The 23,165-nt window shown below is 63.5% G+C and carries 23 protein-coding genes and 1 riboswitch; of the genes, 17 read left to right on the top strand and 6 right to left on the bottom strand.

Annotation, left to right across the window (positions count from 1 at the left end; all coding sequences use genetic code 11):
* Positions 1 to 39 precede the first annotated feature (39 nt).
* The 5 genes from cysM to C4K40_RS22930 all read left to right on the top strand — a co-directional run bounded on the left by cysM (position 40) and on the right by C4K40_RS22930 (position 6,085).
* Positions 40 to 942, top strand: coding sequence for a cysteine synthase CysM (cysM, locus tag C4K40_RS22950; protein WP_022640240.1), 903 nt, complete (start codon positions 40 to 42; stop codon positions 940 to 942).
* Positions 942 to 2,294 carry a 23S rRNA (uracil(1939)-C(5))-methyltransferase RlmD gene (gene rlmD / locus C4K40_RS22945; RefSeq protein ID WP_053133379.1) on the top strand — a complete coding sequence of 451 codons (1,353 nt, stop codon included), beginning with the start codon at positions 942 to 944 and terminating at the stop codon, positions 2,292 to 2,294. The genes cysM and rlmD overlap by 1 nt, the downstream gene beginning before the upstream one ends.
* Positions 2,295 to 2,418: 124 nt before the next feature.
* Positions 2,419 to 4,662, top strand: a complete 2,244-nt coding sequence (gene relA / locus C4K40_RS22940; RefSeq protein WP_022640238.1) for a GTP diphosphokinase — start codon at positions 2,419 to 2,421, stop codon at positions 4,660 to 4,662.
* Positions 4,663 to 4,685: 23 nt separating this feature from the next.
* A complete protein-coding gene (gene mazG / locus C4K40_RS22935; protein WP_053133375.1) occupies positions 4,686 to 5,540 on the top strand; it encodes a nucleoside triphosphate pyrophosphohydrolase in 855 nt (284 codons plus the stop codon).
* Positions 5,541 to 5,545: 5 nt separating this feature from the next.
* The gene (locus tag C4K40_RS22930; protein WP_022640237.1) at positions 5,546 to 6,085 is read left to right on the top strand and encodes a DUF2058 domain-containing protein; all 540 of its coding nucleotides are present in this window, start codon (positions 5,546 to 5,548) and stop codon (positions 6,083 to 6,085) included.
* A gap of 97 nt (positions 6,086 to 6,182) precedes the next feature.
* Here C4K40_RS22930 and C4K40_RS22925 read toward each other — a convergent pair whose 3' ends face one another.
* From C4K40_RS22925 to purM, 4 genes are all read right to left on the bottom strand, one after another.
* The gene (locus tag C4K40_RS22925; protein WP_031320314.1) at positions 6,183 to 6,371 is read right to left on the bottom strand and encodes a hypothetical protein; all 189 of its coding nucleotides are present in this window, start codon (positions 6,369 to 6,371) and stop codon (positions 6,183 to 6,185) included.
* A gap of 269 nt (positions 6,372 to 6,640) precedes the next feature.
* Positions 6,641 to 7,354 carry a DUF3108 domain-containing protein gene (locus tag C4K40_RS22920; protein ID WP_053133372.1) on the bottom strand — a complete coding sequence of 238 codons (714 nt, stop codon included), beginning with the start codon at positions 7,352 to 7,354 and terminating at the stop codon, positions 6,641 to 6,643.
* An 8-nt stretch (positions 7,355 to 7,362) separates the two neighbouring features.
* Entirely contained in the window at positions 7,363 to 8,025 is a 663-nt protein-coding gene (gene purN / locus C4K40_RS22915) for a phosphoribosylglycinamide formyltransferase (RefSeq protein WP_053133369.1), read from the bottom strand.
* On the bottom strand, positions 8,025 to 9,083 hold the full coding sequence (gene purM, locus C4K40_RS22910) for a phosphoribosylformylglycinamidine cyclo-ligase (protein ID WP_022640234.1): 1,059 nt from the start codon (positions 9,081 to 9,083) through the stop codon (positions 8,025 to 8,027). Before purM ends, purN begins: the two co-directional genes overlap by 1 nt.
* Positions 9,084 to 9,449: 366 nt before the next feature.
* On the opposite strand from purM, the gene C4K40_RS22905 reads away from it, so the two are divergent.
* The 6 genes from C4K40_RS22905 to C4K40_RS22880 all read left to right on the top strand — a co-directional run bounded on the left by C4K40_RS22905 (position 9,450) and on the right by C4K40_RS22880 (position 14,752).
* The gene (locus C4K40_RS22905) at positions 9,450 to 10,493 is read left to right on the top strand and encodes a DUF2066 domain-containing protein (RefSeq protein WP_053133366.1); all 1,044 of its coding nucleotides are present in this window, start codon (positions 9,450 to 9,452) and stop codon (positions 10,491 to 10,493) included.
* Between the two features lie 37 nt (positions 10,494 to 10,530).
* Positions 10,531 to 11,604: an AI-2E family transporter gene (locus C4K40_RS22900; RefSeq protein WP_053133363.1), complete on the top strand. Its 1,074-nt coding sequence runs from the start codon at positions 10,531 to 10,533 to the stop codon at positions 11,602 to 11,604.
* A gap of 217 nt (positions 11,605 to 11,821) precedes the next feature.
* Positions 11,822 to 12,526, top strand: a complete 705-nt coding sequence (gene hda / locus C4K40_RS22895; RefSeq protein ID WP_022640231.1) for a DnaA regulatory inactivator Hda — start codon at positions 11,822 to 11,824, stop codon at positions 12,524 to 12,526.
* Positions 12,527 to 12,749: 223 nt separating this feature from the next.
* A complete protein-coding gene (locus tag C4K40_RS22890; RefSeq protein ID WP_031320311.1) occupies positions 12,750 to 13,370 on the top strand; it encodes a C40 family peptidase in 621 nt (206 codons plus the stop codon).
* A 164-nt stretch (positions 13,371 to 13,534) separates the two neighbouring features.
* Complete coding sequence (locus tag C4K40_RS22885) at positions 13,535 to 14,068, top strand: C40 family peptidase (RefSeq protein WP_022640229.1); 534 nt, start codon at positions 13,535 to 13,537, stop codon at positions 14,066 to 14,068.
* Between the two features lie 21 nt (positions 14,069 to 14,089).
* Complete coding sequence (locus C4K40_RS22880) at positions 14,090 to 14,752, top strand: O-methyltransferase (protein WP_031320310.1); 663 nt, start codon at positions 14,090 to 14,092, stop codon at positions 14,750 to 14,752.
* A 2-nt stretch (positions 14,753 to 14,754) separates the two neighbouring features.
* Here the strand turns inward: C4K40_RS22880 and C4K40_RS22875 are convergent, their stop codons facing one another.
* Positions 14,755 to 16,074 (bottom strand): sorbosone dehydrogenase family protein, encoded by a 1,320-nt coding sequence (locus C4K40_RS22875; RefSeq protein ID WP_053133360.1) that lies wholly within the window; start codon positions 16,072 to 16,074, stop codon positions 14,755 to 14,757.
* A 69-nt stretch (positions 16,075 to 16,143) separates the two neighbouring features.
* A complete protein-coding gene (locus C4K40_RS22870; protein WP_053133356.1) occupies positions 16,144 to 16,725 on the bottom strand; it encodes a hypothetical protein in 582 nt (193 codons plus the stop codon).
* A 166-nt stretch (positions 16,726 to 16,891) separates the two neighbouring features.
* Positions 16,892 to 17,128, top strand: a riboswitch (cobalamin riboswitch).
* Positions 17,129 to 17,208: 80 nt separating this feature from the next.
* On the opposite strand from C4K40_RS22870, the gene cobO reads away from it, so the two are divergent.
* The 6 genes from cobO to C4K40_RS22840 are packed head-to-tail and all read left to right on the top strand — an operon-like array spanning position 17,209 to position 23,140.
* A complete protein-coding gene (cobO, locus tag C4K40_RS22865) occupies positions 17,209 to 17,820 on the top strand; it encodes a cob(I)yrinic acid a,c-diamide adenosyltransferase (RefSeq protein ID WP_022640225.1) in 612 nt (203 codons plus the stop codon).
* A gap of 10 nt (positions 17,821 to 17,830) precedes the next feature.
* A complete protein-coding gene (locus C4K40_RS22860) occupies positions 17,831 to 19,159 on the top strand; it encodes a cobyrinate a,c-diamide synthase (RefSeq protein ID WP_053133353.1) in 1,329 nt (442 codons plus the stop codon).
* Entirely contained in the window at positions 19,152 to 19,802 is a 651-nt protein-coding gene (bluB, locus tag C4K40_RS22855; RefSeq protein ID WP_022640222.1) for a 5,6-dimethylbenzimidazole synthase, read from the top strand. Before C4K40_RS22860 ends, bluB begins: the two co-directional genes overlap by 8 nt.
* A complete protein-coding gene (gene cbiB, locus C4K40_RS22850) occupies positions 19,799 to 20,707 on the top strand; it encodes an adenosylcobinamide-phosphate synthase CbiB (protein ID WP_053133350.1) in 909 nt (302 codons plus the stop codon). Before bluB ends, cbiB begins: the two co-directional genes overlap by 4 nt.
* Complete coding sequence (cobD, locus tag C4K40_RS22845; protein ID WP_053133347.1) at positions 20,700 to 21,692, top strand: threonine-phosphate decarboxylase CobD; 993 nt, start codon at positions 20,700 to 20,702, stop codon at positions 21,690 to 21,692. The genes cbiB and cobD overlap by 8 nt, the downstream gene beginning before the upstream one ends.
* The gene (locus C4K40_RS22840; RefSeq protein WP_053133344.1) at positions 21,689 to 23,140 is read left to right on the top strand and encodes a cobyric acid synthase; all 1,452 of its coding nucleotides are present in this window, start codon (positions 21,689 to 21,691) and stop codon (positions 23,138 to 23,140) included. Before cobD ends, C4K40_RS22840 begins: the two co-directional genes overlap by 4 nt.
* Positions 23,141 to 23,165: the final 25 nt, after the last annotated feature.

Genomic DNA, 23,165 nt, shown 5'->3' with positions numbered 1-23,165 from the left:
TATGATAGGCGCCCCCGCAGTCTGGATTGCGAATACGCCATGACCTTGCAATACCCAACCATCGCCGATTGCGTCGGCAACACCCCGCTGATTCGTTTGCAGCGCCTGCCCGGCACCACCAGCAATACCCTGCTGCTCAAGCTCGAGGGCAACAACCCGGCGGGTTCGGTCAAGGACCGCCCGGCACTGTCGATGATCACCCGTGCCGAATTGCGCGGGCAGATCCAGGCCGGCGATACCCTGATCGAGGCGACCTCGGGCAATACCGGGATCGCCCTGGCCATGGCTGCGGCGATCAAGGGCTACAAGATGATCCTGATCATGCCCGACAACTCCAGCGCCGAACGCAAGGCGGCGATGACCGCCTATGGCGCCGAGCTGATCCTGGTAAGCCAGGAGGAGGGCATGGAAGGTGCGCGGGACCTGGCCGAGCGGATGCAGGCCGAAGGTCGCGGCAAGGTGCTCGACCAGTTCGCCAATGGTGACAATCCCGAGGCCCACTACACCGGCACCGGCCCGGAAATCTGGCGCCAGACCCAGGGCAGCATCACGCACTTCATCAGTTCGATGGGCACTACCGGCACCATCATGGGGACCTCGCGCTACCTGAAGGAGCAGAACCCCGGTGTGCAGATCGTCGGCCTGCAACCCATGGAAGGCTCGGCCATTCCCGGCATCCGCCGCTGGCCCGAGGAATACCTGCCGAAGATCTACCAGGCCAGTCGGGTCGACCGGATCGTCGACATGGCCCAGAGCGAAGCCGAGGACGTGACCCGGCGCCTGGCCCGGGAAGAGGGCATCTTCTGCGGCGTGTCGTCCGGTGGCGCGGTGGCTGCGATGCTGCGTTTGTCCCGTGAAGTGGAAAACGCGGTCATGGTCGCGATCATCTGTGATCGTGGCGATCGCTACCTGTCGACCGGCATCTTCGATGCTCCCAACTGATGGCTAAGCACGAGAGAGGCCTGCGCTTCCAGCCTGCGGGCGGCAGCCGGGCGCCACAGATTCCGGTGGGCAAGAAGCAGCGCCTGAGCATCCAGCGCCTGGCCAACGACGGTCGCGGTATCGCCTTCGTCGAAGGGCGCACCTGGTTCGTCAACGGTGCCCTGGCTGGCGAGGAAGTCGAGGCCCGGGTCCTGGGTGCCCACGGCAAGGTGGTCGAGGCCCGCGCCGAGCGGATCTTCAGCGCCAGCCAGTTGAGGCGCCCTGCGCCCTGTGCCCACGCCGGGCGCTGCGGTGGCTGCAGCGTCCAGCACTTGTCCCACGAAGAGCAACTGGCCCTTAAGCAACGCATGCTCGCCGAGCAACTGTCCAAGGTGGCCGGCATCGAGCCCGAGGCCTGGGCCGAGCCCTTGAGTGGCCCCGAGTTCGGCTATCGACGCCGGGCCAGGGTGGCGGTGCGCTGGGACAGCAAGGCCCGCCAGCTTGAAGTGGGCTTTCGCGCGGCCGGCAGCCAGGACATCGTCGCCATCGACGACTGCCCGGTGCTGGTGCCTGAGTTGCAGCCGATCATGCAGCGTTTGCCCGCCATGTTGCGGCGCTTGAGCAAGCCCCAGGCGCTGGGGCATGTGGAGCTGTTCAGCGGCTCGGCCCTGGCGGTGCTGTTGCGGCATATGGCGCCGCTGTCGGAAAGCGACCTGGGGATCCTCAAGGATTTCTGCGATTTCCATCAGGCGCAGTTGTGGTTGCAGGGCGAAGGCGAGCCGCAGCCTTTCGACCCATCGCAGGCCCTGGGCTATCGCCTGGCGGCTTGGGACCTGCACCTGGCCTACCGGCCGGGAGACTTCGTCCAGGTCAATGCCGGGGTCAACGAGGCGATGGTTGCCCAGGCCCTGGAGTGGTTGGCGCCACAGGCTGGCGAGCGGGTCCTGGACCTGTTCTGCGGCCTGGGCAACTTCGCCCTGCCGCTGGCTCGCCAGGTGCGGGAAGTGGTGGCGGTGGAAGGCGTGGCAACCATGGTGGCGCGGGCTGCGGAAAATGCCGCCGGCAACAATTTGCATAACACGCGCTTTTTTCAAGCCGATTTATCCCAGCCCCTGGGTGCTGCCGAGTGGGCCGCCGAGGGCTTTTCTGCGGTACTCTTGGACCCACCCCGCGACGGTGCTTTCGAGGTGGTTCGCAATCTTGCGGCCCTGGGCGCCAAGCGGTTGGTATATGTGTCATGCAACCCGGCGACTCTGGCCCGTGACACGGTCGAACTGACCAGGCAGGGCTATCGGTTAAAACGTGCCGGGATTCTCGATATGTTTCCTCAGACGGCGCATGTCGAGGCCATGGCGTTATTCGAAGCGAGCTAGGATGGCTTGTCTAATCCGACTGGTCCTCAAGGTCCGGCTCGCGGGCCCTGCGAGCGAGACCTGAGTGTTGTGAAGGTCAGCGATTTGACGCACTGAACGTGCGTCGTAGGGAAGGTAAAGCAAGATGGTACAGGTGAGAGCGCACCAGCCGATCAACACCGACGGCAGTATCAATCTCGAGGCATGGCTCGATCATACGGTCAGTATCGACATGGCACTGGACCGTGAAGCCTTGAAGGAAGCCTGCGAGTTCGCTCGCGAGGCGGAACAGCAATACATCGCGGCGAAGAATCTCGATCCCGAGGAGGCATCGTGCTTCAGCACGGGGCTGGAGATCGCGGAGATCCTCGCCGACCTCAAGCTGGACCAGGACTCGCTGGTCGCCGCGGTGTTGTACCGCGGCGTTCGTGAAGGGCAGATCCCGTTGACGGCGGTCGGCCCGCGTTTCGGTCCGGTGGTGGCCAAGCTGATCGATGGCGTGCAGCGCATGGCGGCGATCACCGCCAGCCTCAGCCCACGGCAGTCTTTGGTGCTGGGCACCCAGACCCAGGTGGAAAACCTGCGCAAGATGCTGGTGGCCATGGTCGACGACGTGCGCGTGGCCCTGATCAAGCTGGCCGAGCGGACCTGCGCCATTCGTGCGGTCAAGGGCGCCGACGAGGAGAAGCGCAACCGGGTCGCCCGGGAAGTCTTCGATATCTACGCGCCCCTGGCCCATCGCCTGGGGATCGGGCATATCAAGTGGGAGCTGGAGGACCTGTCCTTCCGTTACCTGGAGCCCGAGCAGTACAAGCAGATCGCCAAGCTGTTGCATGAACGGCGCCTGGATCGCGAGCGCTTCATCAGCGATGTGATGAACCAGTTGCAGAGCGAGTTGCAGGCCACTGGCGTCAATGCCGACATCAGCGGCCGGGCCAAGCACATCTATTCCATCTGGCGCAAAATGCAGCGCAAGGGCCTGGAGTTCAGCCAGATCTACGACGTGCGTGCCGTGCGGGTGCTGGTGCCGGAAATGCGCGACTGCTACACCGCGCTGGGTATCGTGCACACCTTGTGGCGACACATTCCCAAGGAATTCGACGACTACATCGCCAACCCCAAGGAAAATGGTTATCGCTCGCTGCATACGGCAGTGATCGGTCCCGAGGGCAAGGTGCTGGAAGTGCAGATCCGCACCCATGCGATGCATGAGGAAGCGGAGCTCGGAGTCTGCGCCCACTGGCGCTACAAGGGCACCGACGTCAAGTCCGGTTCCAACCATTACGAAGAGAAGATCTCCTGGTTGCGCCAGGTGCTGGAATGGCACGAGGAGCTGGGCGATATCGGTGGCCTGGCCGAGCAACTGCGGGTGGATATCGAGCCGGACCGGGTCTACATCTTCACTCCCGATGGCCACGCCATCGATCTGCCCAAGGGCGCCACGCCACTGGACTTCGCCTACCGGGTGCACACCGAGATCGGCCACAACTGCCGTGGCGCGAAGATCAACGGCCGGATCGTACCGCTCAACTACAGCCTGCAGACCGGCGAGCAGGTGGAGATCATCACCAGCAAGCACGGCACTCCGAGCCGCGACTGGCTGAACCCCAACCTGGGCTATGTCACCACGTCCCGGGCGAGGGCGAAGATCGTCCACTGGTTCAAGCTGCAAGCCCGCGACCAGAACGTCGCTGCCGGCAGGACCCTGCTGGAGCGCGAGCTGAGCCGCCTGGGCCTGCCCCAGGTGGACTTCGACAAGCTGGCCGAGAAGGCCAACATGAAGATCGCCGAGGACATGTTCGCCGCCCTGGGTGCGGGTGACCTGCGCCTGGCGCAACTGGTGAACCTGGCCCAGCAACTGGTGGAGCCCGAGCGCGGCAACGAGCAACTGGAGCTGATTCCACGCAAGGCCGCGGGCTACAAGCCGGGCAAGCGTGGCGATATCCAGATCCAGGGCGTGGGCAACCTGATGACCCAGATGGCCGGTTGCTGCCAGCCATTGCCGGGCGACGCCATCGTTGGCTACATCACCCAGGGCCGCGGCGTCAGCATCCATCGCCAGGACTGCGCCTCGGTCCTGCAGTTGGCCGGACGCGAGCCGGAACGGATCATCCAGGTCAGTTGGGGGCCGGTGCCGGTGCTGACCTACCCGGTGGATATCATCATCCGGGCCTACGATCGCTCCGGATTGCTGCGTGACGTATCCCAGGTACTGCTCAACGAGCGGATCAACGTGCTGGCGGTCAACACCCGCTCGAACAAGGAAGACAATACCGCGCTGATGTCCCTGACCATCGAGATCCCCGGCCTGGATGCGCTGGGGCGCTTGCTGGGGCGGATCTCGCAGTTGCCGAATATCATCGAGACCCGGCGCAACCGGACTCCATGACAGCCCAGGACATGAACGAACCGATGTATAGCCTCGACGACCTGCTTCACCTCATGGCGCGCCTGCGGGATCCGCAATACGGCTGCCCCTGGGATCTCAAGCAGAGCTACGCCAGCATCGTCCCCCATACCCTCGAGGAAGCCTACGAAGTGGCCGACGCCATCGAGCGCGGCGATTTCGATCACTTGCCAGGCGAGCTGGGGGACCTGTTGTTCCAGGTGGTGTACTACAGCCAGCTGGCCCGGGAAGAGGGGCGCTTCGAATTCGCTTCGGTGGTGGATGGCATCACTCGCAAGCTGATTCGCCGTCATCCCCATGTGTTCCCGACCGGGGACCTGTATGCACCGTTGGACATCCCGCGCCTCGACGAAGAGCAGGTCAAGGAGCGCTGGGAGCAGATCAAGGCCGAGGAACGTGCCGAGAAGGCTGTCGTGCCGCAGCAGTTGTCGTTGCTGGACGATGTGCCGGCGACGCTGCCCGCCTTGTCCCGTGCGGCCAAGTTGCAGAAACGTGCGGCCCAGGTCGGTTTCGACTGGCCAGAACCACTGGCGGTGGTGGACAAGGTGCGCGAGGAGTTGGACGAGGTGCTGGAAGCCATGGCCGACAATGACTCCGCAGCCATCACCGACGAGATCGGCGACCTGTTGTTCGCGGTGGTCAACCTGGCCCGGCAGCTCAAGGTCGACCCGGAGACCGCGCTGCGCGGTGCCAATGGCAAGTTCGATCGCCGCTTCCGATTCATCGAGCAGGCATTGCGCGATAACGGTCGTCCCGTGGAAGATTGCACCCTGGAAGAGCTGGATGCCCTGTGGGGCGAGGCCAAGCGCCAGGAAAAGATTTTGCCCAACTGCGGCGCAAGCCGTAGCCCAAGTGAGTAAGCACCATGAGCCTTTCCCTTCGCGACCAGTTGCTCAAAGCAGGCCTGGTCAACCAAAAGCAGGCCAAGCAGGTCGGCAAGGACAAGCAGAAGCAGCAGCGTCTGGCCCACAAGGGGCAGGTCGTGCTCGACGACTCCCAACAACGCGCCGCCCAGGAGGCGATGGCCGAGAAGGTCAAGCGTGACCAGGAGCTCAACCGCCAGCAGCAGGAGAAGGCCGAGCAGAAGGCCCGGACCGCCCAGATCAAGCAGTTGATCGAGGTGTCGCGCCTGCCAAAGCTGACCACCGAGGACTACTACAACTTCGTCGACGACAAGAAGGTCAAGCGCCTGTCGGTGAACAACCTGATGCGCAACAAGCTGAGCAGCGGTTCCCTGGCCATCGTTCACCATGGTGGTGGTTACGAGGTGATTCCCCGGGAGGCGGCGCTGAAGATCCAGGAGCGTGACCCCAGCCGCATCGTGCAGCTCAATACCCCGACCGAAGCACCGGACGAGGATGATCCATACGCGGCCTACCAGATCCCCGACGATCTGATGTGGTAACCGGCAACAACGACAAACCCCGCCATGAGCGGGGTTTGTCGTTGTTGCAAGGGCGGGGACCGGCGTGGAGATTCCCGCCTTGCGGATCGGCCTTGACTCAGGAGCCCAGCAGGGTGCGCTGCTGTTCGAGTTTTTCCAGTTCTGCCTTGTAGCTGTGGGCTTCGCTTTCGGAGTGGAACATGCCCACCAGCATGTCTTGTTGATGCACGTCCCAGATACGTATGCCCGCGGCTACGCCTTCATGGGACATGTGTGAATCGTCGCGTTCAGTCACTTTTACAGTCATCTGCTAGCTCCAATCTCTGTTGATCTGCAGCAAGGCGTGTGCAGGCCTCTGTTATATATTTTGTTAGCTAGCTAAGTAAATCGACCTGGTTTGCAATAGACCTTTGCAAAAATGAAGACAATTCCACAGCCCCCGAAAACCGTGACATTCGGTCGCAGGGCCGGAAGTTTCATGAAAAAAGTTTCATCTTTCTCGCCTTGCAGGTCGAAGTGATGGCGGATTTCGGGCAAAAAAAAGCCCCGCATGAGCGGGGCTTTTCGTTGGTAGCTTCAGTTGCCCTTGACGGCCTTGCCATCGACGGTGCCGTTGAGGAGCATGATGTTGTACTCCTTGCCGTCGGTTTCCACCTGCTGCAGGCGCACCAGCAGGTAATCCCAATCCTTGGCGAACCACATCACGGTGGTGCGTTTGCTCTGCGTCGGATCGCGAACGCGCTCGACCTTGATGGCGTCGATCTGGCCGGCCTTGGTGTCGACCTTCTCCGAGCCCAGGACGCGGAAGTCATAGGTATCGACATCGCTGCCGTCCACCACCTGGTAGCTCATGGTCTTCTTGCCAGCGGCGACGTCATGCTGCAGGGCCAGCTGGTAGGTCGACTTGTCCACCATCCCGGTGTTCAGGGGCAGCTTCACCGCGTCGCCGCGGTCGGTGCCGGTGACCATCTTGGCAGTCCAGTCGAAGTCCAGGTCGGACTTCTTGGCTTTGCCCAGGCCGCCACGTTCGAAGTGGTAGGACTGGGGCACCAGGGTGTCCTTCTCCAGGGTCAGGGTGCTTTCCTCAGTCAGGCTGGCGATCATCATCGATGCCTTGAAGCTGAGTTTCCAGGCGCCGCTGGCGGTTTTTTCCAGGCTGCGCTCGGCAGTGCCGCTCATGGGCAGTTGCTTCCAGTCGGCGGTATAGCTGGCGGAGAACGGGTGAAGATCTGCCGCCTGCACAACCGGCAGGGCGAACAGAGCACAAGCGAAGAGCAGGGCGCGACGCATAAAATCTCCTAGGTTCGAATCAAGTAACCGCTGGCGGCCAGTAATTTGCCGTCCAGTAAAGCACCTTGGTCGCCGAGGGCCAGCCGACCTTCGGCAAACCAGCGTACGGCCATTGGGTAAATCCGGTGTTCCTGGACATGCACTCGCTGCGCCAGGCTCTGGGGCGAGTCGTGCAACTCTACCGGGATCACAGCCTGTACGACCAGAGGCCCGCCATCGAGTTCCTCGGTGACGAAGTGCACGCTGCAGCCGTGTTCCGGGTCTCCGGCTTCCAGGGCCCGCTGGTGAGTGTGTAACCCTTTGTATTTAGGTAGCAGCGAAGGGTGGATATTCAGCAGGCGACCCTGGTAGTGGCGGACGAAACCTGCGCTGAGGATGCGCATGAATCCGGCCAGTACTACCAGCTTCGGTTGGAAGGTGTCGATCAGTTCGATCAGCGCCTGGTCGAAGGCCTCGCGGCCCTCGAAGGTGGTGTGATCGAGGAAGCGGGTAGCGATGCCCGCCTCCTTGGCGCGCTGCAGCCCGTAGGCGTCGGCGCGATTGGAGATCACTGCAGCGATGCGGACCGGACTGTCGTCGGTCCGCACGTTGTCGATCAGTGCTTGCAGGTTACTGCCGGTGCCGGACAACAGCACCACAACATCACAGGTCGGCGACTTCCGCTCTTGCATCAGTGAGCCTTGAGGTTCTTCAGCTCGACCTGGGCCGCGCCTTCGGCGGCATTGGCGATCTGGCCGATGACCCAAGGCTGCTCGCCGGCTGCACGCAACACGTTCAGGGCGTTGTCGACCTGGTCCTGGGCTACGCAGATGACCATGCCCACGCCGCAGTTCAGCACGCGGTGCATTTCATGCTCGTCGACGTTGCCTTTTTCCTGCAGGAAGTCGAAGACCGCCGGACGTTGCCAGCTGGCCACGTCGACCACGGCCTGGGCGCCTTTTGGCAGTACGCGTGGAATGTTGTCCAGCAGGCCGCCGCCGGTGATGTGGGCCATGGCCTTGACCGCGCCGGTGTCCTTGATCAGCTTGAGCAGCGGTTTCACGTAGATGCGGGTCGGCGCCATCAGCAGGTCGGCCAGTGGCTTGCCGTCCAGCTGGGTGTTGTCGATGTCGGTGCCGGACACTTCGAGGATCTTGCGGATCAGCGAGTAGCCGTTGGAGTGCGGGCCGGAAGAGGGCAGGGCGATCAGCGCATCACCGGTGACCACTTTCGAACCGTCGATGATCTCGGCCTTTTCCACCACGCCGACGCAGAAGCCTGCCAGGTCGTAGTCCTCGCCTTCGTACATGCCTGGCATCTCGGCGGTTTCACCACCGACCAGGGAGCAGCCGGCCAGCTCGCAGCCGGCGCCGATGCCGGTGACCACGGTGGCAGCCACGTCGACGTTGAGCTTGCCGGTGGCGTAGTAGTCGAGGAAGAACAGCGGCTCGGCGCCGCACACCACCAGGTCGTTGACGCACATGGCGACCAGGTCCTGGCCGATGCTGTCGTGCTTGTTCAGGTTCAGCGCCAGGCGCAGCTTGGTGCCGACGCCGTCGGTGCCGGAGACCAGTACTGGCTGCTTGTAGCCGGCCGGGATCTCGCAGAGGGCGCCGAAGCCGCCCAGGCCACCCATGACTTCAGGGCGTGCGGTGCGCTTGGCGACGCCCTTGATGCGTTCGACCAGTGCTTCGCCGGCGTCGATGTCTACACCGGCGTCTTTGTAGCTCAGGGAGGGTTGCTTGCTCATTGATCCAGGCCTTTAAGGGGATTCAGGGATATCGACCGAACCAATGAGGCCGCTGAAACACTGGGACTGTGCTTCAAGGGACCCGCTGATGGCGGTCTGCGAAGGCGCGCGATTTTATCAGGCTTGAGGGGCAGCGGCCATCCTCGGGCCGACGGGTAGAGGCATATCCTGCTAAAAAAACCAGGATCGCCCATGTTGGTGGTTGCGCCCTTGTCTGTATAAGGTATAGCGCTTGATTGGTTGTCGTCATGACAGTGCGAAAACCGTCCGGCGACGGTGAATGTTTTGCCGGGGCTTGTGGTCACAGCCTTGTCCGCAGCGATGCATGCGCGCTGTTTCAATCGTTTTTGTCATCGAGAATCTTCCATGCGTCTGGGTCAATTTCTATTTGTGGGCTGCTTGTCATTGGTCAGCCTGGCGAGTCATGCCGAAACCCTCAATGGCTTGTATCAGGTCCGCGAACCGGTGAGCAGCCAGTCGCCCCAGGAGCGTGACCAGGCTACCCAGCGAGCCTTGGAGACCCTGGTGCTGCGCCTCACCGGCGATGCCAAGGCGGCCCAGGGGCCGGGGCTGGCGGAAGTCCGCAAGGATCCGCAGCAGATTATCAGCCAGTACGGCTACGACGCCGGACCGCCGGAGAGCCTGCAGGTGGACTTCGATCCGGCCAGTACCGACCGCGCCTTGCGCCAGGCCGGCTTGTCGCTGTGGGGGAGCAATCGGCCGTCGATCCTCGGCTGGTGGCTGAGCGACTCCACCGAGGGCTCGACCCTGGTGGGCGATGGCCAGGCCAGTGCCGAGCCTTTGCGGCGAGCCGCCCAGCATCGCGGATTGCCGCTGCGCCTGCCGCTGGGGGATCTGGACGAACAGATCGTCGCCACTGCGCCTAATCTCGAGGGGGCCGACCCAGCGCCATTGCGCGAGGCGTCGGAACGATATGGCGCGGATGCGCTGCTGGCGGTGCATGCCCGTGAAGAGGGCGGCCAGTGGCAGGCCAAGTGGCGGTTGTGGCTGGGCGATCAGAAGGAGCAGGGGACGGTCCAGGGAGCTGACACTGGCGCCTTGGCCGATGCGGTGTTGCTGGCCGTGAGCCAGCGCCTGGCGCCGCGCTTCGTCACGCGTCCGGGTGTTTCCAGCGAGCAGTTGCTGGAGGTGCAAGGCATGAACCTGGAACGTTATGCGAGTCTGGGCCATTTGCTGGAGCCTTTTGGTGCGCAGTTGCGCAGCGTCGACGGCGATCGGATCGTTTATCGAGTCAATGGCAGCGCCGAGCAGTTGCGTGCGCAATTGTCCCTGGCCAAGTTGCAGGAAATTCCCGCCGGGCAGGCGCAGCCGTTGCCTGCCGCAGGAGTCGAAGGTAGTACGCCGGCGGCCGCTCCAGACTCCGGGGCGCAGTTGCGTTTTCGCTGGTAGCGGGTGGTTTCCTTCTATATAGAAGCAGGAGTGCTTTATGGGTGATACCCGTCGTTGGGTCTGGTTGGGCGTGGCGCTGTTGGTCTGCGGGTTCCTTTACCTGTTGCATCCGATCCTCAGCCCGTTCCTGGTCGCGCTATTACTGGCGTACATGTTCGATCCCTTGGTGGATCGCCTGGAGAAGTGGGGCTTGTCGCGCACCTGGGGGGTGGTGGCGGTCTTCGCCCTGTTCACCCTGATCGTGATGGCCCTGTTGCTGGTGCTGGTGCCCATGCTGGCCAAGCAGTTGGTGCGCCTCTATGAGTTGGCGCCGCAAATGCTCGACTGGGTCCAGCACACGGCCATGCCCTGGGTCCAATCCCGGTTGGGGCTGGCGGATGGTTTCTGGAAGTTCGACAAGGTCAAGGCTGCCATCAGCGAGCATATGGGGCAGACCACCGACATCGTCGGCGTGGTGCTGAGCCAGGCCACGGCCTCTGGCTTGGCGCTGATCGGCTGGTTGGCCAACCTGGTATTGATTCCGGTGGTCAGCTTTTATCTGCTGCGTGACTGGGACCTGATGATGGCCAAGGTCCGCAGCCTGTTGCCACGGGATCGTGAAGAGCAGGTGGTGTCCCTGGCTGGGGAGTGCCATGAGGTGCTGGGGGCCTTTGTTCGTGGCCAGCTGCTGGTCATGGTGGCTCTGGGCATGATCTATGCCGCCGGGTTGATGCTGGTGGGGCTTGAGTTGGGCCTGCTGATCGGCTTGATCGCCGGACTCGCGGCCATCGTGCCCTACATGGGGTTCATCATCGGTATCGGTGCGGCGTTGATCGCGGGCCTGTTCCAGTTCGGTGGCGACTTGTATCCCATGATCGGCATCGTCGCGGTGTTCATGGTGGGGCAGGCGCTGGAGGGGATGGTGCTCACTCCATTGTTGGTTGGCGACCGCATCGGCCTGCATCCGGTGGCCGTGATCTTCGCCATCCTTGCCGGCGGCGAGCTGTTCGGCTTCACCGGGGTGCTGTTGGCCTTGCCGGTGGCGGCGGTAATCATGGTACTGGTACGTCATGTACATGACTTGTACAAGGACTCGAACCTCTATAGTGGGGCGCAAGACCCCGACTTGTAGCGCGAGCGGCAGGGGCGCCAGAGGTTGGCGCTCCTTCATTTCGGCGGTCGTGCAGCGATCCCGAGTTGTCAAGGAAGCCATTGGCAGGGCTTTCGGCTCACGCAAACCTTTGATTTTGCTTGTGGTCTGCCGGATTGTGCGCTCGGCGTCACGGGTATAAACTTTGCAAAATTTACACAGAGGCCACTAACGGTTCGTTTGGAACTGTTCAGCCAGCATGAAACCGATTCAGCTGCCCCTGGGGGTGCGTCTGCGTGATGACGCCACCTTCATCAACTACTATCCAGGCGCCAATGCCGCAGCACTCGGCTATGTCGAGCGCCTCTGCGAAGCCGATGCCGGCTGGACCGAGAGCCTGATCTACCTTTGGGGCAAGGATGGTGTGGGGCGTACTCATTTGCTGCAAGCGGCTTGCCTGCGTTTCGAGCAATTGGGGGAGCCTGCTGTATACCTTCCGCTAGCGGAACTGCTGGATCGCGGGATCGAGATCCTCGACCACCTCGAGCAATACGAGCTGGTATGCCTGGACGACCTTCAGGTGGTGGCTGGCAAGGCCGACTGGGAAGAGGCCTTGTTCCATCTGTTCAATCGTTTGCGCGACAGCGGTCGACGCTTGTTGATCGCAGCCTCGACATCTCCGCGGGAGTTGCCGGTGAAGCTGGCGGACCTCAAGTCGCGCCTGACCCTGGCGCTGATCTTCCAGATGCGCCCACTTTCCGATGAAGACAAGCTGCGTGCCTTGCAGTTGCGTGCATCCCGGCGTGGCTTGCACCTGACCGACGAGGTCGGGCACTTCATTCTGACCCGGGGTACGCGGAGCATGAGTGCCTTGTTCGAGCTACTGGAGCGCCTCGATCAGGCCTCGCTCCAGGCCCAGCGCAAGCTGACCATTCCTTTCCTGAAGGAAACCCTGGGCTGGTGACTCCAGCGGTTAGAAACGACCTTTGGTCGGGTTTTGGCATATTCCAGGCGCCAGAAAACGCGCCTTTGGAAGGGTTTCCACAGGCAGGTGGCGTTTAAATGGGCTTAAAGCCTTAGATGTACTGAAGAAACTCATAAGTCACATTCTGATCGATTGAATTTGCAAATGAGAGCGATAAAAGGCATAGTCGCTTCTTCTTTTATAACAAGCCACGGTCGTGCCCATGCTAAATCGCTTCGCACCCCTCGTGCCTCTCGCACTCGTTACCCTGTTGTTTGGCTGCGCCTCTCATGCCCCGGTGTCGCAGCAGCAAGTCGTACAGCAGGCTAAAGTCACCACTACCAACCAGTCTTCCGCGGTCTACCAGGAAGAGCTGGCAACTGAAAAGGAACTGGCAGAATTCGCTGACAGCAAGCCTTACCAGTTGCCAGTTCTGGCTGACAGCATCCTCGAGCGCGGCATGTCCCTGATCGGTACCCGCTACCGTTTCGGTGGTAGCTCCGAAGCCGGCTTCGATTGCAGCGGTTTCATCGGCTACCTGTTCCGCGAAGAGGCTGGCATGAACCTGCCACGCTCCACTCGCGAGATGATCAACGTCAAGGCCCCGCTGGTCGCGCGCAACAACCTCAAACCAGGTGACCTGCTGTTCTTCAGCACCAATGGCCGCGGGCGCGTCAGCCATGCCGGTATCTATCTGGGGGACGACCAGTTCATCCACTCCAGCAGCCGTCGCAGTGGCGGCGTGCGGGTCGATAGCCTGGGCGACAGCTACTGGAGCAAGACCTTCATCGAAGCCAAGCGTGCACTCGCCATGGCTCCGACCGTGGTCACCGCACGCAAATAAACAGGCTATTTGTAGGGCGAAGTTAAAGTCTTACTTGAAGTTTGGCGTGTAGGCGCTAGAATCCTGATCTATTGTTGAAACTAACCGCGTAAGCCCTGCTTACGCGGTTTTGTTTTCAGTACCACGGCAGAGAAAGCCGCATCCCGATCAGGATTGTCCAGCTTATGTCGACCTCGGCCCGTATCGCTCTTGTTGTCCTCGCCGCGCTGCTCAGCGCCTGCGCCAGCCGTACTCCGCCACCTGCGCCCGTGGTGCGAGCTCCGGTATTCAGCCCTGCCCAGACCTTTTCACCGGTTGCCGAAGACGTGCTGTTCCGCGCCCTGGGCCTGGTGGGCACGCCTTATCGCTGGGGTGGCAACACTCCGGACTCCGGATTCGATTGCAGTGGCCTGATCGGCTACGTGTATCGCGATGCCGCAGGTATCTCGCTGCCACGCTCGACCCGGGAAATGATCGGCATGCAGGCGCCGGACGTCGGCAAGAATGCCTTGCAGACCGGCGACCTGATCTTCTTCGCCACTAATGGCGGCTCCCAGGTCAGCCATGCCGGCATCTACGTCGGCGAAGGGCGCTTCGTGCATGCACCGGCCACTGGCGGCACGGTGAAGCTCGACAGCCTGTCCAAGGCCTACTGGCAGAAAGCCTACCTGAGCGCCAAGCGCGTACTGCAGCCGGAACACCTGGCGCGCAATCCATAATCCTTTCTTGTCGAGGTGTTCGTGACTGCTCGTACGCTCAACCTCGACGACGCCCTGTATCAATACCTGCTGGATGTGTCCCTGCGTGACACGCCTTTGCTGCGTCGCCTGCGGGATGAAACCCAGGCCTTGCCCACCGCGCGCTGGCAGGTTGCGCCGGAGCAGGGGCAATTCCTCGCCCTGCTGGTCAAGCTGATCGGTGCCCGCCGGATACTGGAGGTCGGCACTTTCACTGGCTATAGCGCCTTGTGCATGGCTCAGGTGCTACCTGGGGATGGTTCGCTGGTCTGCTGTGATCTTCCCGGCGACTACAACGCCACTGCCCGCCGTTACTGGCAGGAGGCTGGAGTCCAGCAGCTTATCGATCTGCGTCTGGCACCTGCCCTGGAAACCCTGGCCAGCCTGGAGCAGCAGGGGCAGGGTAACTCCTTCGACCTGATCTTCATCGATGCCGACAAGGCCAATTACCCGGCTTACCTGGAGTTCGCGCTGCGCTTGCTGCGTACCGGTGGCCTGGTCGTGTTCGATAACACCTTGTGGAGCGGGCGGGTGTTGGAGGTGGCTCCTGCCAGCGAGGATACCCGGGCCATCCAGGCGCTCAATCGTGCCCTCAAGGATGACCCGCGTATCGATCTGTCGCTGCTGCCCCTGGGGGATGGCCTGACCCTGTGCCGCAAGCGCTGAACTCAGGGCTTCTTGGCAGCGCTCACACGCCAGATCTTGTTGCCGACGTCATCGGCGACCAGCAGGGCCCCTTGCTGGTCGATCACCACTCCCACCGGGCGCCCCATGGCGTTCTTGTCGGCATCTAGAAAGCCGCTGAGCAGGTCGATCGGCTGTCCTTGGGGCTTGCCGCCGCTGAATGGCACGAAGAGCACCTTGTAGCCACTGTGGGGCTTGCGGTTCCAGGAGCCGTGCTGGCCGATGAACGCGCCTTCGGTGAAGGGCGCGGGCAGCTTGCTGCCAGTGGCGAACGCCAGGCCCAGCGAGGCCGTGTGCGGTCCCACGGCGTAATCCGGGGCAATTGCCTTGGCCACCAGTGCCGGATCCTGGGGTTTGACCCGTACGTCCACGTGCTGGCCGTAGTAGCTGAAGGGCCAGCCGTAGAAAGCGCCATCCTTGACCGATGTGATGTAGTCGGGCACCAGGTCGCTGCCGATCTCGTCCCGTTCGTTCACCGCTGTCCAGAGGGCTCCGCTGACTGGCTCCCAGGCCAGGCCGTTGGGGTTGCGCAGCCCAGTGGCGAACAAGCGATGCTGGCCGCTGGCACGGTCCACTTCCCAGATCGCTGCCCGGCCTTCTTCCTTGTCCAGGCCGTTTTCGCCGACATTGCTGTTTGAGCCGACGGTGACGTACAGCTTGCTGCCATCCTTGCTGGCGATGACATTCTTGGTCCAGTGGTGATTCAGCGTGCCGCCGGGCAGGTCCACTACCTTGGTGGCTCCGGCGCTGATCCTGGTGTCACCGCTCTGGTAGGGGAAGCGCAGCAGCTTGTCGGTATCGGCTACATACAGATCGTTGCCCACCAGGGTCATGCCGAAGGGGGAGTTGAGGTTCTCCAGGAAGACGCTGCGAGTCTCCGCCACGCCGTCGTGGTCGGCATCGCGCAACAGGGTGATGCGGTTGGCGCTGGGAACCGTGGCCCCGGCGCGCCCCATCACCTTGCCGGCTACCCAGCCGCGGATGCCCCGGCTGTCGTCCGGTTTGGGCGGGGCGTTGGTTTCCGCCACCAGCACGTCCCCGTTAGGCAGTACATAGAGCCAGCGTGGATGATCGAGATTCTCGGCGAAGGCACTGACCTGGGTTCCGCTGGCGGCCAGCGGTTTCGCTCCCTCGGGCCACCCGATGGCCGGAGCGATGTTCAGCGTGGGGATCAGGGTGGGGTTGGGTTCCGGCAGCTTGGGGTTCGGGCCGGTGCCGTCCGCAACCTGCAGGCTGGAGGTTTCGCCGCAGGCGGCGAGGCCGGCGGCGATGGCGATGAGCAAGGTATGGCGAGGCTTGAGCATGCTGATATCCCTATGAGTGCGCGAACGTTCAATCATAGAGAAGCATGGGCGCCCTGGGGTTCCTTGTGTTCAGCGAGCTTCCTTGAACAATACCGCCACTCCGGGGTGGTAGTGGCCGGCTTCGTTGTGCAGCTTGCGGTAGGCATACGGGAAGTACCAGGCCACGGCACAGCAGTGTTCCTTCTGTAGGTCGTCGAGCATGTCTTGCAGTTCCTCGGGAGTCGCGCTGTGCTGGGCCTTTTGAGGTGCGACGAACAGGCAGCCAAGCTTCAGGTCGCTGGCGTGGCTGATGGTCTTCGCTGCATTGGCGATATCCTGCAGGGCCTGGGTCAGGGCCAGGTTGTTGACCCGTGGCCAGCGCTGGGTGGCCTGGATGTAGGTGCGTTCTTCCTTGGTGGCCAGGTACAGGTCGGTACGGGCATTGCGCGCACCTTCTTCGAGCTGCTTCTTGCTGGGGCTGTGTTCCAGGGTCACCATCTCGGCCATCCAGGCCGCGGCCGAAAGCAGTCCCAGGTTGGCCTGTTCGTCGAACCAGTAAGGGGTTTCGTTATCGCCGCGAATCGCGTTGTAGCGGTCAATGCAATCGAACCAGCGCTCCAGCATCGGTCGCAGGAATTCCAGTCTTGGATTGCTGATGATCATGCCTTGCATCGAACTCACCCCTTATTGTTGTGACGGGACGTCATGTCCTGAAAGTGGCTATTTGATATCACTGCTTTCAGTGTGGCACAAGATTGGCGTCAGTTTGTTGATGCAGTGCAGTTTTCCGTTGGGTGCGGCGGGCCGCTTCATTGACGCTCCATTCCCAACCCTCTAACCTTCGCGACTTGTTTCAGGTGCTCTGTGACTCCCGGGTCGACAGAGTGAAACAGGGAAGCCGGTCAGGGCCCGTTCCAGCGATGGAGCCGGCGACGATTCCGGCGCTGCCCCCGCAACGGTAGGTGAGTCAAGATTGCGCAAGTGCCACTGTGTCGAAGCAGGCATGGGAAGGCGCGCAGTCCGGCAGTGGTGCCGCTCACGAGCCCGGAGACCGGCCTGATTCATCCAACGGCATCACGGAGGGCGATGCCAGGCTTGCGCCGTCCATTTCCATTCCTGCCCCCCGTTCCCCAAGCCCCAACGGAGAGCTGCTCCATGAGTGAATCCCTCGAGCGTGACGAACGTCATCTGGCGCGCATGCTGCGCAAAAAAGCGGTGATCGACGAGCGTATCGCCAACTCGCCCAATGAATGCGGGCTGTTGCTGGTCCTGACCGGCAACGGCAAAGGCAAGAGCAGTTCGGCCTTCGGCATGCTGGCACGGTCCATGGGCCATGGCATGCATTGTGGCGTGGTGCAGTTCATCAAGGGCCGCGAAAGCACCGGCGAAGAGCTGTTCTTCCGGCGCTTTCCCGAGCAGGTGCGGTTCCATGTGATGGGCGAGGGCTTCACCTGGGAGACCCAGGATCGCCAGCGTGACATCGCCGCCGCCGAGGCCGCCTGGGCGGTTTCCCGGGAGCTGTTGCGCGATCCGCAGATCGGCCTGGTGGTACTCGATGAGCTGAACATCGCCCTCAAGCATGGTTACCTGGACCTGGATCAGGTGCTCAGCGACCTGCAGGCCCGTCCGCCGATGCAGCACGTGGTGGTGACCGGGCGCGGGGCCAAGCCGGAAATGCTCGAACTGGCCGACACCGTCACCGAAATGGGCATGGTCAAGCACGCCTTCCAGGCCGGTATCAAGGCGCAGAAGGGCATCGAGCTGTGAGCGTGAACCCATGAATGATGTTCGTCATTGCCCGGCGGTATTGATCGCCGCTCCGGCATCCGGCCAGGGCAAGACCACCGTGACCGCCGCCCTGGCGCGCCTGCACCGTAACCAGGGGCGCAAGGTGCGGGTGTTCAAGTGCGGTCCGGACTTTCTCGATCCGATGATTCTCGAGCATGCCAGCGGTGCCCCGGTGTACCAGCTGGACATGTGGATGGTGGGCGAGCAGGAAAGTCGCCGCCTGCTGTGGGAGGCCGCCGGCGAGGCCGACCTGATCCTGATCGAGGGCGTCATGGGATTGTTCGATGGCACGCCATCGAGCGCGGACCTGGCACGGCATTTCGGCGTGCCGGTGCTGGGGGTGATCGATGGCGCCGCCATGGCCCAGACTTTCGGCGCCCTGGCCCTGGGTCTGGCGCGCTACCAGCCGGACCTGCCGTTCGCCGGCGTGTTGGCCAACCGGGTGGGGACCTTGCGCCATGCGCAACTGCTCGAAGGCAGCCTGACCGAGGGGTTGCGCTGGTATGGAGCCTTGTCCCGGGAAACCTCGATCGAGCTGCCCAGCCGCCATCTGGGCCTGGTCCAGGCCAATGAACTCAATGACCTGGATCTGCGTCTGGATGCCGCTGCCGAGGCCCTGGCCAGCAGTTGCCAGGTGGCGCTGCCGCCAGCGGTGGGGTTTGCCGCGCCGGCCCCGGTGGCCTGCGAGCCGCTGCTGGAGGGCGTGCGGATCGCCGTGGCGCGGGATGAGGCATTCGCCTTCACCTACGGCGCCAGCCTCGACCTGCTGCGGGCCATGGGTGCGCAACTGAGTTTCTTCTCGCCGATCCACGATAGTGAGTTGCCGGTGGCCGACAGTCTGTACCTGCCCGGGGGTTACCCCGAGCTGCACCATCAGGCACTCGCCAGCAATAGCGGCATGCTCGCGGCCATCCGCGCCCATCACGCCGCCGGCAAGCCGCTGCTCGCCGAATGCGGCGGGATGCTGTACCTGCTCGATGCCCTGACCGATGTCGAAGGCCAGCGTGCCGAACTCCTGGGGCTGTTGCCCGGCGAGGCTGTAATGCAGAAGCGCCTGGCGGCCCTGGCCTTGCAGGCGGTGGACCTGCCGGAGGGCAGTCTGCGCGGGCATACCTACCATCATTCCCTGACCAGTACCGAGCTTGCGCCCATCGCCCGGGGGGCGAGCCCCAATGGTGGCCGGGGTGCCGAGGCGGTGTATCGCGACGGGCGCATGACCGCCTCCTATGTGCACTTCTACTTCCCATCCAATCCTGTGGCGGTGGCGGCGTTGTTCGCGCCCCGGCCAGGGGTTGCCGAGGGCCTGGCGTGTGACTGAACAGGCGTTTTCCGCGGCCGAGCGCGAGGCGGTCTATCGCGCTATTGCCGAGCGTCGTGACATGCGTCATTTCGCCGGCGGCAGCGTTGCCCCCGAGTTGTTGCAGCGCCTGCTGGAGGCCGCGCACCAGGCCCCCAGCGTTGGCCTGATGCAGCCCTGGCGGTTTATCCGCATCAGTGACCGTGCGCTGCGGGACAACATCCGGCAGTTGGTGGAAGAAGAGCGGGTACGTACCGCCGAGGCGCTGGGGGAGCGTTCCGACGAGTTCATGAAGCTCAAGGTCGAAGGCATCAACGAGTGCGCCGAACTGCTGGTGGCCGCGTTGATGGACGGCCGGGAACGGCATGTCTTCGGTCGCCGGACCCTGCCGGAAATGGACCTCGCATCCCTGTCCTGCGCGATCCAGAACCTCTGGCTGGCGGCGCGCAGCGAAGGGTTGGGCATGGGTTGGGTATCGCTGTTCGAGCCCCAGGCCCTGGCCAATCTCCTGGGCTTGCCCGAAGGTGCCAAGCCCCTGGCCGTGCTGTGCCTGGGGCCGGTCACCGAGTTCTATGCGGCGCCGATGCTCGCGCTGGAGGGCTGGGCCCAGCCCCGGCCATTGAATGAATTGCTGTATGAAAATTACTGGGGAGTGAGTCAATGAGCGTGGCGTTGCTGAGTGTCGCCGGGGTGGCGCTGGATGCGCTGCTGGGCGAGCCCAAGCGCTGGCATCCACTGGTGGCCTTCGGGCGTTTGGCGGATCGCATCGAGCAACGTTTCAACGCCGGCGGGCGGGGTTGGCGCAGTCATGGCGTCACGGCCTGGGTGCTGGCGGTCCTGCCCCTCACCCTGTTGGCCACGGCCTTGTCCTGGTTCCCCTATATCGGCTGGCTGGTGGAAGTCCTGGCGCTGTATTGCGCTTTGGGGCTGCGCAGCCTTGGCGAGCATGTCGAGCCGGTGGCCCAGGCCCTGCGTAGCGATGACCTGGATGAGGCGCGGCGGCGGGTGGGGTTCCTGGTGAGCCGCCAGACCAGCGAGCTGGATGCCCCCGCCGTGGCGCGCGCGGCCACCGAGTCGGTGCTGGAGAACGGCAGCGACGCGGTATTCGCCGCCTTGTTCTGGTTCGCCGTGGCCGGTGCGCCAGGGGTGGTGCTCTATCGTCTGAGCAACACCCTGGATGCGATGTGGGGTTACCGCAACGAGCGCTTCGAGCGTTTCGGCTGGGCTGCCGCGCGGATCGATGATCTGCTCAACTATATTCCGGCGCGCCTGGTGGCCCTGACCTATGCCTTGCTGGGCAAGACCCGGTTGGCCTTCAAATGCTGGTATCGCCAGGGGCCGACCTGGGACAGCCCCAATGCCGGTCCGGTGATGGCCGCCGGTGCTGGAGCCCTCGGGGTAGAGCTGGGCGGCCCGGCGATCTATCACGGCGAACTGCACCAGCGCCCGCAATTGGGCGAGGGGGAAGCGGCCAGCGCCGGGTCCATCGATGGTGGCTGGCAGCTGGTGCAGCGTGGGGTATGGCTGTGGTTGCTGATTCTTTGCCTGGGGGCGCAATTCTATGCTTGAGCACGGTGGGCGTTTGCGCAGGGCGGCCCAGGAACATGGCATCGCCGAAGAGGACTGGCTGGATCTGTCCAGCGGCCTGGCCCCCTGGCCTTTCGCGTTGCCGCAGATTCCGCTGCGTGCCTGGGCCCGCCTGCCGGAAACCGACGACGGCCTGGAGCAGGCGGCCTGTGCCTATTACGGCGCCAATGAAGTATTGCCGGTAGCCGGTTCCCAGGCGGCGATCCAACTGCTGCCGCGTTTGCGTCGCACCGGCAAGGTCGGGGTGCTGTCGCCCTGTTATGCCGAGCACGCCGAAGCCTGGCGGCGCAGTGGCTATCGGGTACGCGAGGTGTTGGAGCAGGAAGTCGACTTCTTTCTCGACAGTCTCGATGTGCTGGTGGTGGTCAATCCCAACAATCCCACGGGCCTGAGCCTGAGCCCCGAGCGCCTGCTGGAGTGGCACGCACGCCTGGTCCAGCGCGGTGGCTGGCTGGTGGTGGATGAAGCCTTCATGGACAACACGCCTGAGCTGAGCCTGGCCAGCCATGCCCACCAGGTGGGGTTGATCGTCCTGCGTTCGTTCGGCAAGTTCTTCGGCCTGGCCGGGGTGCGCCTGGGATTCGTCCTGGCCGAGCATCGGCTGTTGCGGCTGTTGGCCGAGCAGGTGGGGCCCTGGGCTGTCAGTGGCCCGACCCGGGTCCTGGGGCAGGCTTGCCTGCGGGATGTCGCCGGCCATGCCCGCCAGCGCCAGCGCAGCGAGGCCGCCAGCCAGCAGTTGGTGGAGGTGCTGCAGCGTTACGGCTTCAAGCCCCAGGGCGGTTGCGCGTTGTTCCAATGGCTGATCACCGACGAGGCTGAGCGGCTCTATCACTTCATGGCCCGGCGCGGGATTCTCCTGCGCCTGTTCGCCCACAACAGCAGCCTGCGTTTCGGCCTGCCTGCCGACGAGGCCGAGTGCGCTCGCCTGGAACAGGCCTTGTTGGCTTATCGCAAGGACTACCCATGACCACGCTGATGGTGCAGGGCACCACATCGGACGCGGGCAAGAGCACCCTGGTGACCGCGCTGTGCCGCTGGCTGTTGCGCCAGGGGATCAGCGTGGTGCCGTTCAAGCCGCAGAACATGGCGCTCAACAGCGCGGTGACCGCCGATGGCGGCGAGATCGGCCGGGCCCAGGCGGTCCAGGCCCAGGCCGCCAACCTCGCGCCCCATACCGACATGAACCCGGTGCTGCTCAAGCCCAACAGCGATACGGGCTCCCAGGTGATCATCCATGGCCGTGCGGTGACCACCATGAATGCCGTGGCCTATCACGACTACAAGGCTATCGCCATGCAGGCGGTGCTGGCTTCCCACCAGCGCCTGCGCCAGGCGTACCAGGTGGTGATGGTCGAGGGCGCCGGCTCCCCGGCCGAGATCAACCTGCGGGCCGGCGACATCGCCAACATGGGGTTTGCCGAGGCGGTGGATTGTCCGGTGCTGCTGATCGCCGACATCAATCGTGGCGGGGTGTTCGCCCACCTGGTGGGCACCCTGGAGCTGCTTTCACCCAGCGAGCAGGCGCGGGTCAAGGGCTTCATCATCAACCGCTTTCGCGGCGATATCGCCCTGCTGCAACCGGGCCTGGATTGGCTGGAGCAGCGCACCGGCAAGCCGGTACTCGGGGTGTTGCCCTATGTCATGGACCTGCACCTGGAGGCCGAGGACGGCATCGACCAGCGCCAGGCCGGCAAGGTCGAGCAGCTGCTCAAGGTGGTGGTGCCGGTGCTGCCGCGCATCAGCAACCATACGGACTTCGATCCGCTGCGCCTGCATCCCCAGGTAGACCTGCAATTCATCGGGCCCGGGCAGGCGATACCCGCCGCCGACCTGATCATTCTCCCCGGTTCGAAAAGCGTGCGCGGCGATCTCGCCTACCTGCGCGTCAATGGCTGGGAGCAGGCCATCGCCCGGCACCTGCGCTACGGCGGCAAGCTCCTGGGTATCTGCGGCGGCCTGCAGATGCTCGGCGAGCAATTGCACGATCCACTGGGCCTGGAAGGTGCAGCGGGCTCCAGCCCGGGCCTTGGCCTGTTGGCTTTCGAAACCGTGCTGGAGGCGCAAAAGCAGCTGCGTAACGTCAGTGGACGCCTGACCCTGGAAGACGCTGCGGTCAGCGGCTACGAGATCCATGCCGGAGTCAGTCGTGGCCCAGCCCTGGAACAGGCGGCAGTGCGCCTGGACGATGGTCGCAGCGACGGCGCCCGCAGTGCCGACGGGCAGATCCTCGCCACCTACCTGCACGGCCTGTTCGAGACGCCAGCGGCCTGCGGCGCGCTGTTGCGCTGGGCCGGCCTGGAAGATGTCCAGCAGGTGGATTACCACGGCCTGCGCGAGCGCGATATCGAACGCCTGGCGGACCTGGTGGAGCGCCACCTGGATACCGCCGCATTGCGCCGGCTTTGTGGTCTGTAGGCACGCAGCCGTGTGCGGTTTTCTT

Source organism: Pseudomonas sp. CMR5c (assembly GCF_003850545.1).
In the GTDB taxonomy this organism is placed as follows: Bacteria; Pseudomonadota; Gammaproteobacteria; order Pseudomonadales; family Pseudomonadaceae; genus Aquipseudomonas; species Aquipseudomonas piscis.
Note: the sequence above shows the minus strand (reverse complement) of the source record. Positions and strands in the feature narration are given on the sequence as shown.